Raw genomic sequence first — 16,570 nt, 5'->3', positions numbered from 1 at the left:
GTAAAATATCAACTTGACATAGTATGATAAGATATAAAGATATAGTTATTCAGAGCGGTAAGCAGTATTGCTTGTGACAGCGAGAATACAGCATAGTTAGTAGGTGTTATGATGAGAAAATGGAAAAGTATAGTGATAAGCAGTATGAGTGCGGTGGTGTTAGCGAGCTGTTCGACGACGACTTTTTTGCCAACGGACAATAAAGAAGAAGCCGTTCAGAAAGAAGTGGATTTAACACCTAAAAAGCATATTCCGAAAGGCTTTTTTCCTGTAGATTTAGATATTGTAGCCATTGGCGACTCATTAACAGAAGGAGTAGGAGATGAGTCTAAAAAAGGCGGTTATGTACCATACTTAACTAAATACCTTTCTAAACAAAATGAAGTGCAAAATGTACGAACAGAGAATCTAGGTAAAAGAGGAAACCGGACGGATCAGCTATTAGCGAGGTTAAATCAGCCGGGAGTAGCAGCTGAAGTATCCAGAGCAGACATCGTTTTCTTGACGATTGGCGGCAATGACGTGATGAAAGTGGTAAGGGATTACTTTTACAATATCTCAATTAAGACGTTTGAATCACAGCAGTCTAAATATGAAAAACGTCTAAATGACGTATTTTCACGTATACGTAAGCTCAATCCTAATGCTCATATTTATTTAATCGGTTTTTATAATCCATTCTTTAAATCGTTAAGTGATGTGAAAGAAATTAATGTCGTTATTAATGAATGGAATGCGGCAAGCGAGAAAATTGCTTCTCAATATGATAATGTAAGTTATGTAAAAATTGATGATATTTTTTATGATTCTGACGTAAATTTATTAGGGAAAGACGAGTTTCACCCTAATAAAAAAGGGTACAAACTAATGGCTGAGCGCATTAGTAAATCAATGGAGGAAGAAGATCCTCTCGTTGGAGACCAGAAAAAGGAAACAGCAGAAGAAGTTACATCTGATGAAAAAGAGAAAAACACGAAAGAGAGTGGGAACGAGTAAGGAGATTGTTATATGAAGAAGTGGAAAACCCTATTTATCGCGTTATTAGGGATTAATGTTCTAGGGGCTATCCTTATTATTGCGTTTATTTTTCAACCGGTTGACAAGGCCAATCCAACTCCCTCTGAAAAAGTAGAAGGAGACGCAGAATTAACTATTTTGGCTAAAAAAGCGGACTTAAATGTACTGATTGATAAATATTTAAAAAAAGAATTTAAGAATCAGCCGCTTAACTACAAAATTACTCTTACCGATGTAGTAAGAGTAGACGGTACGATTCAAGTATTCGGCGATGATATTAATATTCGAATGACATTTGATCCAATCGTACAAAAAAATGGAGATATTGTGCTTGAACAGCAGTCACTTTCTGTTGGAAAGCTGCAGCTTCCTGTCCGCACAGTGCTTCGATACGTAAATAATAACTTTGCGCTACCAGAATGGGTAACGATTGATCCAAAGAATGAATCAGTATACGTAGCTTTACAGCAGATGAAGTTAGAGAGTGATTTTGCTGTAAAAGTACAAAAGTTTGATTTGAAAAATGATGATATTCGCGTACGTTTAATTTCGCGCAGTGAATAAAAAAACCTTCCAAATTGGAAGGTTTTTTTGTTAACGATCTTGAGAAATCAGCGCTTCTAATGCAGGACGGTTTTTAGCAAATCCGACGGCATATACCGTATATGTTCGATTCGGACGAAGGTTCAGTGCCGGGATTTCGAGTACTACATTTTTGGTTCCTGCTATGCGCACACTAAGTTGAACATGCATGGGGGACAAAGGCAAATATTTTGTGACTTCTTTAAACTGCACTCCAGAAAAAATGACGTCTCCGCCTCTAGCCGCAATATCCACAGCAGGAGCATCAGGAGAAAGGTGCACAAACCGAAGCTTTGTTTCTCCACTTGGTACATCCGTATTGTCATAGATAAATAGTAAATCAAGTTTGTTTAGCTCATCTACCGCCGCTACCGTGTAATTTTGGTTTCCTTCAAATGTAAATGATTCCGTTAAAACAGGTCTTCCCGTTTCTCCAGCGGGATAAATAGAAATTGTATATCTTCCAGGTTCTTGTAATTCAATATAATCTGTTTCTTGTTTATAAGTTAAATTGCGAATCACTCGTTTGTTATTAATATAAATATCTACAGATGGAGAATCTGGAGAAGCGTGAAGTATACGAATTTGCGGCGGATTTACGCGCAAATTCGTATTTTCAGAAGAAGTTAAGATGGCCTGCTGAATATAGTACAAATGCTTTTGATAATAATGAATATGCTTAGATGGATCACTATACTTATAGTAGTTAGCTAGAAAATCGTATTTCATTGCTTTTTTAATATATTGATCAAAGGAATAATTAGCCATATGTTCAGCTCCCTTATTGTCGGAGTATAAAAACATTTCCATACGTAACCAAACATATGCTAAAACTCATAATTTATGCCGATCACTGATCACTCCCGAGACCTCCCAGAAGAAACAATGAGCCAAATGCCCTCTATGTGCATATACTGAATCAAATTATTGACTGAAGGCTTATTGTACGACCGAATTTAGTATAGGAAAAAGGAGTGAGAGCATGCGCGATTTTTATGCTCGGATGCTACGGTTAATGATGTTAAGTTTTTTACTGCTGCTACTTTTAATTCAATTTACAGAGCGCTCTACTTCATTTATTCACATTACTCCCGCGCTAAATAAAGTAACCGAGCGAATTGAGCTGATTACTTATGATCAATAAATGTATGTTTTCTGCGTTTCGATATGTACTTGTTCTTTATGCTATCTGCTTTACATTTTTATTTGTTAGTACAGTTCCAAGCCTATTTGGTTTCACCGTTACCGTTCAAGAAACGGATTATCACCAACTGCATCGCGGAGATATAGTTGTCTTTAGAGACGAATCATCTTCTTCAAAGAATGAACTTGTACTGGCCCATAATCAAGAGCTTGATGTACTGGTTACAGCTCAAAGAGATTCTTTGCCTGCTTCTTTTAAAGTGATTGGAAGCTACGCATACCATCTCCCGTATATAGGGGTCATTATTGAGTTTATGAAAGATTTTACTACGTTACTGGTGATGGGAAGCATTTTACTTTTATTGTTTTCGTATACGTTGCAGCCCAAAAGGCGAATATGGCGTAAGAGAAAGTAAAAAATGGGCGAATGCACATACAGGACAATCAACTAACGCATATAAAGTACAGTGTACGAAATAAAAAAACAAGAGGAGAGATTGCTATGTATAACTACGATTGTTACGACCCATGCCATCACGGAGGCTATCACCACCTATATGATACTTGCCACTATCCAATTGGCGGCTATCATCATTGCGGAACGGGCCAGTCATTTGCATTAATTGTTGTGCTATTTATTTTATTAATCATCATTGGCTGCACCTGTTTTTGTTGATTACGCCTCTTTTGCTCGCATGTGCGAGCTTTTTATAACAGTTGGTAAAGGACAAACTTACATATAAATTGTTTAAATAATAAAAAAATTTTGCCAAATCAACATTTACCATATTATACTATAGCTAGTAACTCAATAAGCGAAGGTGAATATATGGAAAAGGAAAAAGTATTTCAACAGCTATTTTCAATGTCATTTACACCAATGCTCGTAATGAATATGGATGGAGATATTCAAATTTTAAATGAAGCGTGCTGCCACCTTTTTAAGACGAAAGAGGAACGACTTCTTTCCTGTAATGTATTTGAAGAGCCAAATCGCTTTTTTATTGAAAAGCATGAAGTGGAACCGTTAAGAAAGCAAGAGGAAGAAGTTGTTTTACTGAAGAAAAAAGTAGATCAGCAGTTTCCGATGCACATCCATATTCAGCGCACGGAAGGGGATATTCCGCTCTTAGTTGTTCAGTGGAAAGAGTTTTCCTCAAGTATTGAAAAGCAAGAGGAAGTCATTCGGAAAATGAAGCAATATAAGCAGTTTGTCCAGCAAAGCCAAGATGCATTTATTGTAACAAGAGAAGGCAGAATTCAATATTTGAATCCCGCTGGTGTTAAACTTCTTGGGGGCGAGAAAAAAGAAGAGTATATCGGGCGTCCTTGGCTTCATTTTATTCACCCCGAACATTTAGAAATCGTAAAAGAACGAATGGTTCAGCTGATGAATGGAATGTCCGTGAGACCGCGTGTTGATGTGAAACTATTGACTAAAAAAGGAGTCGTCATTATTGAATCTTCGGCAACCAAAATTAAGTTTGAAGGACAGGATGCCATTCAGTATATTATTCGCGACGTAACCGATCGAAAAAAATATGATGAAATGGCAAGTAAATCTGAAAAACTTACAATGGTGAGCAAGTTAGCGGCAGGAGTAGCACATGAAATTCGTAATCCAATGACGGCGATTAAAGGGTTTATTCAGCTGTTAAAAGCATCGAAACAGTATAACGAAGAATACAATGATATTATGCTTGAAGAATTGAATCGCGTCGAATCCATTATTCAAGAATTTTTAACGCTGGCCAAGCCTAAAATTGAAAATTCATACCACCCCAAAAGTCTCAATCAAATCATCCGTCACGTGACATTACTATTAGATACACACGCCAATTATAAAAACTGTCGTATTATTAATGAAATTAGTGATGAGATTACAATCTTTTGTGAAGAAAATGCGCTTAAACAAGTTTTTATTAATTTAATTCAAAATGCGCTTGAGTCAATGAGTAAGGGCACAGTTAAAGTCACCGTTGAGAAAAGAAATGGATACGGCATGGTCATTATCGAGGATGAAGGCTGTGGAATTGATGAGCAATCTTTAGCCCGGCTAGGTGAACCGTTTTATTCTACTAAACAAACAGGAACGGGGCTAGGGTTAATGATTAGCTACCGAATAATCGAACAGCATCAAGGGCATATTTCATTTGCGAGTAAAGTAGGAGTAGGAACAAAAGTAGAAATTGCTCTTCCGTATATTAAAGAACCAGTGAACATTTCATAGCGCTTGCTATTCGTTCACTGGTTTTTATTTGATTAGAATAAAAACGAATGTTTTTTTATTTTTTTATTTTAATGTTCGTATATATTGTTGACTAAAGGGTTTGTTTTTGATATATTATCAAATGGCTAGAAAATAACCGAATGATAATAAAAAAGAAAATTCGGTCAATAACTTTTATCTTTTACCCAAAGAAAAAAGATGATGGGAGAATGTACAATGAACTCAAATTATGATGTTATTGTGGTAGGGGCAGGACCCGCTGGGATTTTTACTTGTTATGAGCTAACGTTAAAATTACCGGAAGCAACTATTTTATTAATCGATAAAGGACACGATATCTATCGACGTAATTGTCCGATTCTTCAGAAAAAAATTGAAAAATGTCCGCCTGCGGTTGGCAAAAAAGAGTTTGCTGGCTGTTTGCCTGCTTGTTCTATCACAAATGGTTTCGGTGGAGCCGGCGCATATTCAGACGGGAAATTTAATATCACAAGTGAATTTGGAGGCTGGATGACGGATTATCTGTCTGAATCACAGGTGGTAGATTTAATTAAATATGTGGATGAAATTAATTTAAAACACGGAGCAACCGATACGATTACGGATCCGTTAACTGATAAAGTTCGTGAAATTGAAAAACGCGGATACGCAGCAGGATTAAAGCTATTGCGTGCCCAGGTGCGTCATTTAGGAACAGAGCAAAATTTAGAAATTTTAAAAAGCATTTATGAATACTTAAAAGAAAAAATTGATATGCAGTATAAAACGGAAGTAGCCGATTTAATAACAGAAAAAGAAGATGGTCAGCATATCGTGCGCGGTATTGAATTGAAAAATGGTGAAAGAATTACGGCTGATAAAGTGGTTGTTTCACCAGGTCGAGACGGCTCGAAGTGGATGAGCGACTTACTAAAAAAACGCCGTTTAAAAATGATTAACAATCAAGTGGACATCGGCGTTCGAGTAGAAACATCCAACGTTGTTATGGAAGAAATCAACAAGCACTTGTACGAAGGGAAATTCATTTACAATACGTCTGTAGGTACAAGAGTCAGAACGTTCTGCAGCAATCCTTCAGGACATGTGGTAGTAGAGAATCATTCAGGTATTATGTTAGCAAATGGACACGCATACAAAGATCCGAAGCTTGGAAGTCAAAATACGAACTTTGCGCTGCTTGTTTCTCATAAATTTTCGGATCCATTTGATCAGCCGAACGAATATGCGCACGAAGTATCAAGATTAGCTAATATGCTGTCAAACGGGGGCTTAGTTGTTCAAAAGTATGGAGATATTTTAAAGGGCCGTCGTTCAACAGCAACTCGAATTAAAGAAGGCTTTTTAGAACCAACGTTAAAAGAAGCTGTGCCTGGTGACTTGGGCTTAGTGCTTCCTTACAACACGATGAAAAGCTTAATTGAAATGACAGAAGCGCTGGATCATGTAACGCCTGGGTTAGCATCTGAACATACGCTGTTTTACGGTGTGGAAGCGAAATTTTACTCAGCCCGTCCGAAGTTAAACGATAAGTTTGAAACTGAAATTTCCGGTTTATACGTCGGAGGAGACGGAGCTGGTATTACGCGAGGACTCGCGCAGGCAAGTGCGTGTGGTGTGTGGGTAGCGCGTGACATTGTTGAAAAATTAAAGAATCGCAAAGCAAGTTCTGAACCTGTTACTGTATAAAAAAAAGAGGCCGTCACCGCCTCTTTTTTTTATGTGTTAAATAACAAAAGCGAATAACTAAAAAGTAAAGAACTTGTACCGCTCCAACTCCGATAGTTTTATATGATCATTACCCGCTCTTTTTTTAAAAATATTACGGAATCCATACTCCTATCGTGAGTAGAATTAAGTAGAATAAGGCGAATTGATAATGTCCATTTCTTTGCGCCAATAAAGTCAGTGAAATTTTAGGGAGTTTATATCAAGCAGCACGATAAGGATAAAATCAACAGTTGAAAAGAGTTGTTTTTTGATGAGTAAAATATTTGTGAAAGCAGTAAAGTACGCGGACGTTAGAATAATTATGCGAATTTATGAATGTAATTTAATAAGAAGAAAGTTCACTTTACAAACTATTTTTTGAATTAATTTTTTATCAATTAGATTATAAGTCTTGTTAAATAAGTGTTTTTTATTTATTGAAATATGATGTAAATATTTTGAAATCTAACAATTCTCAACTTTTTATGATAAAATCATGCATTATTTTTGAATAAAAACTTGACAGAAACATATGAAATGAATTTTAATTAAAGTAACAATTATTATCATGAAAAAATATTAAAGAAAATTATTTGCTTAATCTCTTTTGTTTTATAAGAGAACGGGGGACCCATATTTGTGCGTAATGTACTTGGGGTGAATCTTGAATGAATCAAGTAGGGTAACTCACGTACCCGAATCCGACAGCTAACTCCGTAAGCATTCAGTGAGGGAATAACAGGTCTATGAAACCATGATATTCTCATGGTTTTTTGTATAGCTAAAAATATTCCTAAACTATTAATCTGAAAATTTTTAATATATTGTATATTTTGAGTGTTATCGTTATCAATGCATGGTAAAATAAGTATGGTAGTTAGAATCATTCTAATATAATTTATTTATGGGAGGTAAATCTATGAAGCTATCGACAAAGATCATTATCGCGCTAATTGCTGGTGCTGTTGTAGGAGTGTTGATTAACGCTTTTGCTCCAAGTGCTTTTGCTCCGCTGGACAAGTACTTGTTTACACCGCTTGGCCAAATTTTCTTAAGCTTAATTAAAATGCTTGTTGTACCAATTGTGTTTTTCTCTATCACGTTAGGGGTAGCTGGTTTAGGAGATCCTAAAAAACTAGGAAGAATCGGGGCTAAAACAGTTTCCTACTTCCTAGTTACAACAACCGTTGCGATTATTATTGGTTTAATTTTAGCGTATGCAATTAAACCAGGTACGTTTGGATCTTTTGATACAAAAAACGCTTCTTTTGAAGCCGAAAAAGCACCGCCGGTTGGAGAGACATTCTTAAATATGATTCCAGTCAATCCAATTCAAGCGATGGCTGAAGGGAATATGCTTCAACTTATCGTTTTCTCTATCTTTATCGGTTTTGGTATTACGATGCTTGGAAGTAAAACAAAAGGGCTTTACAATTTACTCGAGCAAGGCAATGAATTGATGATGTATCTTGTAAATCTGGTGATGAAGTTTGCTCCTTACGGAACATTTGGGCTTCTTGCAACCGCGGTTGGAAGTCAAGGCTGGGAGGCAATTAAAGCAATGGGGCTGTACATGATTGTAGTCGTGCTCGCGCTGTTCATCCATTCAATCGTAACATATGGGGGATCGGTCGCTCTTATGGCCAGACGTAATCCTATTGAATTTTTTAAAGGTTTTGCTCCTGCGATGACGGTTGGATTCAGTACATCAAGCAGTAATGCAACGCTTCCGATTTCAATGAATGTAGCTCAAAAAAATCTTCGTGTCCCTGAGTCCATCAGCAGTTTTGTTCAGCCGTTAGGTGCTACCATTAACATGGATGGAACGGCAATTATGCAAGGTGTAGCGACTATTTTTATTGCGCAAGTATACGGCGTTGACCTGTCGCTGGGCGCTCTTGTGACGGTTGTATTGACAGCGGTGCTTGCTAGTATTGGTACAGCAGGCGTGCCGGGAGTTGGCCTTATTATGCTAGCAATGGTACTAAGTTCGGTTGGCCTGCCTGTAGCAGGTATCGGATTAATTATTGGAATTGATCGCTTGCTTGATATGCTTCGTACATCTGTAAATATTACAGGAGACGCTGCGTGTGCCGTTATTGTGGCTGAGTCAGAAGCAAAGCGTATCGATAAATCTGTAACGCAATCAGCTTAATACGTGTAAAAGCTCTAGCTATATGCTAGGGCTTTTTTTATTGGCAAGAAACTCTTCTTTTCAGCATACAGTTTAATAAGAGTATGTGTTTGAAAGGAGAGTGCGGAAATGAATAAGACCCATGTGATAAAGCCGCTGCTCGACGATGACTATCCAGTTATTTCATATGGAAAAGGAATTTATTTGTACGACCAAGATGGAAAAAGATACATAGATGCTTCGTCGGGGGCAGTTACAGCAAGTATCGGACACGGCGTAAAAGAAATTATTGATGCAATGACCGATCAGGCACAGAAAGTTGCGTTTGTATATCGGTCGCAGTTCACAAGTGATCCAACAGAAGCGTTAGCTAAGAAACTATGTGAATTAAGTAGCAATCATTTCCAGTGGAGTTTTTTTGTTAACAGCGGGACCGAAGCGACTGAAACGGCTATGAAAACGGCAATTCAGCATTTTCAAGAGCAAGGAAAGCCAACCAAAACAAAGGTTTTGTCACGCTGGATGAGCTATCACGGTATTACAATAGGAGCTCTGTCTATGTCAGGGCACGTTGGAAGGCGAAAACGCTTCTCGTCTCTGCTTGAAGATTATCCTTCGGTTTCACCTCCTTATTGCTATCGATGTCCGTTTCAGCAAACCTATCCATCCTGTAATCTTGCTTGTGCACACGAATTGGAAACAGTTATCAAACGAACCGGCCCTGAACATATTGCTGCTTTTATTACAGAGCCCATTGTAGGAGCAGCCGGAGCAGCCCTTACACCTCCTCCCGGCTATTATGAAGTGATAAGAGAAATTTGTGATAAATATGATGTGTTATGGATAGCCGATGAAGTCATGACTGGAGTTGGGCGTACAGGCGTGATGTTTGCGTATGAGCACTGGGGAGTTAAACCAGACATCATGACGCTTGGAAAAGGAGTGGGAGCAGGATATACACCAATAGCCGTTACGTTGGCTAGCAGCAAAACGATTGAACCTATCATGAACGGATCCAAATTAATTATGAGCGGACATACGCTAAGCGCTAATCCGCTGTCATCCGCTGTAGGGATCGCTGTTTTAACCTATATTGAAAAGCATGATCTTGTTCAAGAAGCAGCACTGAAAGGAGACTACTTAGTAGGGAAATTGAAGAAGCTTCAACTTCTTTACCCTATCATTGGTGATATACGTGGCAAAGGCTTATTAGTTGGTCTTGAGCTTGTGCAAAATCCAAAAACGAAGGAGCCTTTTTCATCTTCGGAAAATATGACGGCGCGCGTAATAAGTAAAGCCCAAAAAAATGGTCTTCTCCTTTATCCTTCACAAGCAGGAACAGACGGAGTCGAAGGAGACGGTATTATTATTGCGCCACCATTTACGATTACTCGTCGTCAACTTGATGAAGCGGTCGATCTGCTTTCGAAAACATTACATGAAGTGCAAAATGAAAAACAGGGAAATGAGGTGAAATGAGTGACAAAGGTCGAAAACTCATTTCAAAAGATTACAACTGTGGAACAAGCGATTGAGTACGTGGATCATGCTGCTACGCTGATGATAGGAGGATTTGGCGGAGTAGGCAGCCCGCCTTCTCTCATTGACGGTCTTATTGAAAGCGGAAAATCAAATTTTACATTGATATGTAATGATTCAGGCTTTCCTCATATTGGTGCGGGAAAATTGGTAAGCCAAGGAAGAATTCAAAAGCTAATCGCTTCTCATATTGGATCGAATCCAGTGGCTGGAACGCTGATGACAGAAGAAAAGCTGAAAGTTGAGTTTTCTCCTCAAGGAACGCTTGCTGAACGGATTCGAGCGGGAGGAGTTGGACTCGGAGGAGTACTGATTGATGTAGGAATTGAAAATGACATTATTCAATTTGGAAAAGAAAAAGTGGAAGTAGACGGCAAGACATTTTTAGTTGAAAAACCACTCACAGCCGATGTGGCTTTTGTATATGCAAAAAAAGCAGACCCATTCGGCAACTTGCTTTACGATAAAAGCGCTCGAAACACTAATCCATTAATGGCTATGGCAGGTCGTATAACTATTGCTGAAGTGGATGAAATTGTTCCTCTTGGCGACATTGACCCAGAGAATGTGATGACGTCAGGTGTATTTGTGGATTATATTGTCCCTTCAAAAGGAGTGAATTGGAAATGGGTTTGGGAATAGATATTCGTCATCGTATTGCAAAACGTGCTGCGGCTGAAATCAAAAACGGCATGATTGTTAATTTAGGGATCGGCATTCCTTCTCTTATTCCTAACTATGTACCAAGCGCTGTTCATGTGATGTTTCATGCTGAAAACGGAATTTTAGGGTTAGGATCTTCGCCTCCTTTAGGTGAAGAAGATGAGAATGTCTGCAATGCAGCAGGCTATCCAACAACTACCGTTCAAGGGGCTTCATACTGTGACAGTGCTACTGCCTTCGCGATGATTCGAAAAGGATACGTCGATATGACCATTCTTGGTGCGTTAGAAGTGAGTGAAAAAGGGGATCTAGCTAATTGGATTGTGCCAGGTAAGCGAGTTCCTGGGATGGGAGGAGCGATGGAATTAGCTCAAAAAGCAAAAAAAGTCATTGTGCTAATGAATCATACGAGCAAGACAGGAGAACCAAAACTGGTTAAGACGTGCTCTTTACCTCTTACTGCCTCGGGGTGCGTGGGATTAGTTATTACGGATCGGGCAGTTTTTAAAGTAGAAAAAGATGCGCTTCTTCTAACCGAGCTAATGTCTCCTTATACCGTAGAGGATATTTTGAGTTCAACAGAAGCGACAGTTCGCCTGAGTGATCAATTGATTACGATACCATAAGGAGGACCATTACATGAACATACAGCAATCTATTCATAACTGGATGACAGAACATCGTCAAAGTGCAGTGCGTTTACTCAAGCGTTTCGTAGAAGAAGCAAGCGTACAGGGTTCTGAAAAGCATGCGCAGGCAATTGTCATTGAACGCCTTCGACAGCTGCAGTTAGATATTGATATATGGGAACCGGACGAAAAAATACTTCGTACCCATGAAGCTTTTGCCTCCAACCGTTCTACTTTTCGAGACAGTCCGAATGTGGTAGGCGTGTTAAAAGGGAAAGGCGGAGGGAAATCCATCATTTTGAATGGGCATATTGATGTCGTGCCACCCGGAGATCTTTCACAGTGGACGGAAGACCCTTATACGGCCGTTGTAAAAGATGGAAACTTATATGGACGCGGAGCAACGGATATGAAAGGAGGGAATGTGTCGTTACTTTTGGCTATTCAAGCGTTGAAAGAGCTAGATATTTCACTAAAAGGAGATGTTATTTTTCAAAGCGTAGTAGAAGAGGAAAGCGGAGGTGCAGGGACACTTTCCTGCGTGCTTAGAGGGTATAAAGCAGATGGTGCCATTATTCCAGAACCAACCAACATGAAGATCTTCCCTAAACAGCAAGGCTCGATGTGGTTTCGCGTGACCGTACATGGAGTAGCAGCACATGGAGGGACTCGGTATGAAGGCGTGAGTGCGATTGAAAAAGCAGCTGTTGTGCTTAAACATATTGAGGGGCTTGAAAAAGAGAGAAACAGCCGAATTACCGATCCGCTCTATAATAAAATTCCCATTCCCGTGCCAATTAATATCGGAAATATACAGGGAGGAACGTGGCCTTCTTCAGTCGCTGATCAAGTAATATTAGAAGGCAGGATAGGAGTGGCTCCGCATGAAAAAATGAAAAATGTTAGAGCGGAAATGAAATCGTGGCTTGAACTTTTGCCTCAGTGTGATGAGTGGTTTGCTGAGCATCCTGTCGACTTGGAATGGTTTGGGGCTCACTGGCTTCCCGGTGAAATTGAATTGGAGCATCCGCTTATGACCTCTCTTTCGTCCTCTTTTTATCAAGTGAAACAGAAACAGCCGATCATTGAAGCATCTCCTTGGGGAACGGACGGAGGGATATTGTCACAAGTAGGGGATATTCCAACAGTTGTGTTTGGACCAGGAGTAACAGAAGTAGCCCACTTTCCAAATGAGTATATTTGTATTCAAACGATGCTTGACGCAGCAGAAATTATTGCTCTCACTGTAGCAGACTGGTGCAGTATTGCGGACTAAGCTAAAAAGGGAGAGGATACAAACAAATGGCGAAACAAGAAAATATTTGTCAACCAACTTTTGCTATGACTCTTTTTTTAGATGAAGGCAACAAGCGTCTAAGAATAGATGATTACCGGGGAAAGGTGAACGATATTTACAGCTATATGTGTAAAGAAATTGATAAGGCAATGTACGAAAAGTGGATTATAAAAGCACGCGCAGAACATCTTTTAGACTGGATGAGCTTGGGATTTTCTTTAGAAGCAACCGTTCCCTACTATTTTAATGGAAGCGACGCGTATCTTTTATGCTACTATACGTCTCAATCCCGCCGAGACAGCGGGGAGACGCTAAAAGAAACAGAGCTGCTTCAAGACGTTTTGAATTTGCCGACATCTGGTTATTCTCCTTTATCGAATCAGCTGATCATGCGCCGAGCCATTTCATCTGATGCTAAACAACTTTCTCAGCTCTACCGTCAAATCTTCACAGTGTATCCTACGCCCCTCTACGAAGAAGAGTATCTCTCGAGTTTGCTTCAAGACGATAATTTGTTTTATATCATAGTTGACAAGAACGATATTGTTAGCGCCGCTTCTGCTGAAATTGACTATGTCTATCACAATGCTGAACTAACGGATTGTGCAACTCTTCCTGCTTATCGAAAGTATGGATTTATGAAGCATTTATTAAGCGCACTAGAAGCGGAGCTAAAACAACGGCATATTTTTTGTGCATACACAATAGCGAGAGCGCTTTCATTTGGGATGAATGCCGCTTTTCATCAGCTTGGGTATATCTATACGGGACGATTAACGAATAATTGTTACATTTATAAATCGTTAGAAGATATGAACGTATGGGTGAAGGATCTGTCAAAAAGTAAAGGGTGAGAAATAATTAACCAATTTATGGGCTGTAACATATAACAATAGTAAATCTTCATAAAGGAGCGATTGTATGTTATATGATTTATATAAGCCATCCCGACATTGGAAAGATATTGAGTTATGGAAAGATGTTCCTGAAGAAAAATGGAATGATTGGATTTGGCAATTAACAAACACAATTCGAACGTTAGATGATTTAAAAAAGGTCATTAACTTAACTCCTGAAGAAGAAGAAGGAGTACGCATTTCAACCAAAACAATTCCTCTCAATATTACGCCTTACTATGCATCTTTGATGAATCCAGATGATCCTCGCTGCCCTGTCCGTATGCAGTCTGTTCCGGTTGGCAAAGAACTTCATAAAACAAAATACGATCTAGAAGATCCTCTAGATGAAGACGAAGATTCTCCAGTGCCAGGATTGACTCATCGCTATCCTGATCGCGTTTTGTTCTTAGTTACCAATCAATGCTCCATGTACTGCAGATACTGCACTCGAAGAAGGTTTTCAGGACAAATCGGAATGGGCGTTCCAAAAAAGCAGTTAGATGCTGCGATTGCTTATATCGCCAAAACACCTGAAGTACGAGATGTACTCATTTCAGGCGGTGATGGCTTGCTGATTAATGACAACATTTTAGAATATATTTTGAAGAATTTAAGAGCTATTCCCCATGTGGAAATTATTCGAATTGGCACAAGAGCACCCGTTGTGTTTCCGCAGCGAATAACGGAAAATTTATGTACCATTTTAAGAAAATATCATCCAGTGTGGTTAAATACTCACTTTAATACATCTATTGAAATTACGGAAGAGACAAAAAAAGCATGTGAAATGCTTGTCGATGCAGGCGTTCCAGTTGGCAATCAAGCGGTTATTTTAGCTGGGATTAATGACAGCGTAGCTATCATGAAAAAGCTTATGCACGATTTAGTGAAAATACGCGTTCGTCCTTACTATATTTATCAATGTGATTTATCAGAAGGAATTGGGCATTTCCGGGCACCTGTTTCCAAAGGGCTTGAAATTATGGAAGGGCTGCGAGGTCATACGTCTGGCTATGCTGTTCCAACGTTTGTTATTGATGCGCCGGGAGGTGGAGGAAAGATTGCGGTTCAGCCAAACTATATTATTAGTCAAAGCGCAAGTAAAGTTGTTCTGCGAAACTTTGAAGGCGTGATTACGACGTATCCGGAGCCAGAAAGCTATGTGCCTGGGCGTGCAGATGATTATTTTCGAGCTGTTTATCCAGCATCGGATGCTAAAGATTCTTCCATCGGCATCTCGGGTCTTATGAATGATGCTCAATTCAATCTTGTACCGGAAGGATTAGGGAGGGTAAAAAGACGTAAAACGTATGAAAGTGACAGTGCTCACGAAAGTCTAAAAGATAAACGTGAAAAAAGAGATGAATTAAAAGATAAAAAGTTTAAAGCTCAATTGAAAAAAGACGGTAAAAGCGACGATGCTCCATCATCTTAAGGAGGTCCTGTAATATGACTGTTCAATGCGCATGGTGCGAAGAAGAAAAAGCGGTAGAAACAACCAATACCGCATACTGGGAATTGCCAGACGGAACGGGAAGTATCGAAATTACTCATATGCCATGTATCAGCTGTTCAGGTTGCGGGATGTCATATCAAGAAGAAGAGATCATAGAAGAAGTGGAAACACAGCTGCTTCTTGTCGATACAAAAAAACTTGATGAATCCATTCGGTATGATGAGCTATTAAAAGTGCCAAGATTATTAAAGCGCAACTACTTTAAATTCTAAAAATCCGCCCCTTGTTTTGTAAGGGGCGGATTTTCTTATTGATAAGCCTTTGTTCCAGCAGTACGCAGGCTGTACGCATGTTTTAAAGCCACTGTAACAGGACGAACAGTTGGAAGTTCGACTTCGTCTATTTTCGAAACGGGCAAAAGACCAACAGACGTGCTCGTAATAAAAACTTCATCAGCGTCTTTTAAAAAGGAAGGAGTCATATTTTGTTCTCGGATTTGAATGGCTTGTTCCTGCGCACATTCCAGTACGTTAGCTCGCGTAATACCGGATAGAATTTTTCTTGTGGCAGGAGTCGTGAATAAGACGTTGTCTTTTATCGCAAATACATTGCTGCTCGACCCTTCGGTTATGTAACCGTCTTTTACTAAAATAGCTTCTTTACATCCTTTAGAAGCTGCAGCTTGTTTGGCCAGAAGGTTAGGAAGTAAGTTCAATGATTTGATATAGCAATTAGCCCATCGTTCGTCTTCCAAAAGAAGCGTGGAAATGCCTTTTTCATAGGCTTCTTCAGGTGTTTGGCGAGGATGACGTATTGTGAGGGCTAATTGTGCAGGTACATCGGGAAATAAATGATTGCGAGGAGCAATCCCGCGCGTAACTTGAATATAAATATCAGCGTCTTTTAATGTTGATTTTTCCATTGCTTGACGAATGATGTCCTTTAGCTCTTGTCTTGAAACCGGCAGTTCGATAAAGATTGCCTTTGCACTTCTTTCTAAGCGGTCTAGGTGACGTTCAATCGAAAACGGAACTCCTTTGTATACACGAATAAATTCATAAACACCGTCTCCAAACTGGTGACCGCGTTCATCAATTGGAATAACAGCCTCATTAATATCTCTAAACTCTCCAGCATAATATGCTAATTCCATCTTGAAAAACTCCCTTCCTTTAGATATTAAAACGTTAACATAAAATTCAGCAAAATGAAATTATTTACTTGGTTTCTCTAAAGAAAATGAAAAAAGTCATACTCCTTTAGGAGTATGACTT

Annotated in this window: 17 protein-coding genes and 1 riboswitch; of the genes, 15 read left to right on the top strand and 2 right to left on the bottom strand. The window is 39.1% G+C overall.

Going from position 1 to position 16,570, the window contains the following annotated elements:
- Positions 1-111: 111 nt before the first annotated feature.
- Both U9R83_RS20175 and U9R83_RS20170 read left to right on the top strand, forming a co-directional pair.
- A complete protein-coding gene (locus U9R83_RS20175) occupies positions 112-996 on the top strand; it encodes an SGNH/GDSL hydrolase family protein (RefSeq protein WP_014458541.1) in 885 nt (294 codons plus the stop codon).
- A 12-nt stretch (positions 997-1,008) separates the two neighbouring features.
- Complete coding sequence (locus U9R83_RS20170; RefSeq protein WP_013058738.1) at positions 1,009-1,581, top strand: YpmS family protein; 573 nt, start codon at positions 1,009-1,011, stop codon at positions 1,579-1,581.
- Positions 1,582-1,611: 30 nt separating this feature from the next.
- Here U9R83_RS20170 and U9R83_RS20165 read toward each other — a convergent pair whose 3' ends face one another.
- On the bottom strand, positions 1,612-2,367 hold the full coding sequence (locus tag U9R83_RS20165) for a DUF4397 domain-containing protein (protein ID WP_014458542.1): 756 nt from the start codon (positions 2,365-2,367) through the stop codon (positions 1,612-1,614).
- Between the two features lie 214 nt (positions 2,368-2,581).
- On the opposite strand from U9R83_RS20165, the gene U9R83_RS20160 reads away from it, so the two are divergent.
- From U9R83_RS20160 to U9R83_RS20100, 13 genes are all read left to right on the top strand, one after another.
- On the top strand, positions 2,582-2,743 hold the full coding sequence (locus U9R83_RS20160) for a hypothetical protein (RefSeq protein ID WP_014458543.1): 162 nt from the start codon (positions 2,582-2,584) through the stop codon (positions 2,741-2,743).
- Positions 2,733-3,158: a hypothetical protein gene (locus tag U9R83_RS20155; RefSeq protein WP_226554957.1), complete on the top strand. Its 426-nt coding sequence runs from the start codon at positions 2,733-2,735 to the stop codon at positions 3,156-3,158. The genes U9R83_RS20160 and U9R83_RS20155 overlap by 11 nt, the downstream gene beginning before the upstream one ends.
- Before the next feature lie 86 nt (positions 3,159-3,244).
- On the top strand, positions 3,245-3,418 hold the full coding sequence (locus U9R83_RS20150; RefSeq protein WP_080518349.1) for a YjcZ family sporulation protein: 174 nt from the start codon (positions 3,245-3,247) through the stop codon (positions 3,416-3,418).
- A gap of 153 nt (positions 3,419-3,571) precedes the next feature.
- Entirely contained in the window at positions 3,572-4,972 is a 1,401-nt protein-coding gene (locus U9R83_RS20145) for an ATP-binding protein (RefSeq protein WP_014458545.1), read from the top strand.
- A 216-nt stretch (positions 4,973-5,188) separates the two neighbouring features.
- Complete coding sequence (locus U9R83_RS20140; RefSeq protein ID WP_013084690.1) at positions 5,189-6,658, top strand: NAD(P)/FAD-dependent oxidoreductase; 1,470 nt, start codon at positions 5,189-5,191, stop codon at positions 6,656-6,658.
- Positions 6,659-7,263: 605 nt separating this feature from the next.
- A riboswitch (cyclic di-AMP (ydaO/yuaA leader) is annotated at positions 7,264-7,418 on the top strand.
- 180 nt (positions 7,419-7,598) lie between these two features.
- The gene (locus U9R83_RS20135; protein WP_014458546.1) at positions 7,599-8,834 is read left to right on the top strand and encodes a dicarboxylate/amino acid:cation symporter; all 1,236 of its coding nucleotides are present in this window, start codon (positions 7,599-7,601) and stop codon (positions 8,832-8,834) included.
- Between the two features lie 108 nt (positions 8,835-8,942).
- Positions 8,943-10,292 (top strand): aspartate aminotransferase family protein, encoded by a 1,350-nt coding sequence (locus tag U9R83_RS20130; RefSeq protein WP_226701599.1) that lies wholly within the window; start codon positions 8,943-8,945, stop codon positions 10,290-10,292.
- Positions 10,293-10,994, top strand: coding sequence for a CoA transferase subunit A (locus U9R83_RS20125; protein ID WP_014458548.1), 702 nt, complete (start codon positions 10,293-10,295; stop codon positions 10,992-10,994).
- Positions 10,979-11,641, top strand: coding sequence for a 3-oxoacid CoA-transferase subunit B (locus tag U9R83_RS20120; RefSeq protein ID WP_016765314.1), 663 nt, complete (start codon positions 10,979-10,981; stop codon positions 11,639-11,641). Before U9R83_RS20125 ends, U9R83_RS20120 begins: the two co-directional genes overlap by 16 nt.
- A gap of 13 nt (positions 11,642-11,654) precedes the next feature.
- Positions 11,655-12,920, top strand: a complete 1,266-nt coding sequence (locus tag U9R83_RS20115; protein WP_182421328.1) for a peptidase — start codon at positions 11,655-11,657, stop codon at positions 12,918-12,920.
- Between the two features lie 26 nt (positions 12,921-12,946).
- On the top strand, positions 12,947-13,795 hold the full coding sequence (gene ablB / locus U9R83_RS20110) for a putative beta-lysine N-acetyltransferase (protein WP_014458549.1): 849 nt from the start codon (positions 12,947-12,949) through the stop codon (positions 13,793-13,795).
- A gap of 67 nt (positions 13,796-13,862) precedes the next feature.
- Positions 13,863-15,275, top strand: a complete 1,413-nt coding sequence (gene ablA / locus U9R83_RS20105) for a lysine 2,3-aminomutase (protein WP_116739499.1) — start codon at positions 13,863-13,865, stop codon at positions 15,273-15,275.
- A gap of 14 nt (positions 15,276-15,289) precedes the next feature.
- Positions 15,290-15,568 (top strand): YokU family protein, encoded by a 279-nt coding sequence (locus U9R83_RS20100; RefSeq protein WP_014458551.1) that lies wholly within the window; start codon positions 15,290-15,292, stop codon positions 15,566-15,568.
- Positions 15,569-15,603: 35 nt separating this feature from the next.
- On the opposite strand, the gene dat is transcribed toward U9R83_RS20100, so the two are convergent.
- Positions 15,604-16,449 (bottom strand): D-amino-acid transaminase, encoded by an 846-nt coding sequence (gene dat / locus U9R83_RS20095; RefSeq protein WP_115654792.1) that lies wholly within the window; start codon positions 16,447-16,449, stop codon positions 15,604-15,606.
- Positions 16,450-16,570: the final 121 nt, after the last annotated feature.

Source organism: Priestia sp. LL-8, from assembly GCF_036227845.1.
In the GTDB taxonomy this organism is placed as follows: domain Bacteria; phylum Bacillota; class Bacilli; order Bacillales; family Bacillaceae_H; genus Priestia; species Priestia zanthoxyli.
The sequence above is the reverse complement of the archived record's forward strand: the minus strand, read 5'-3'. Positions and strand labels throughout refer to the sequence as shown.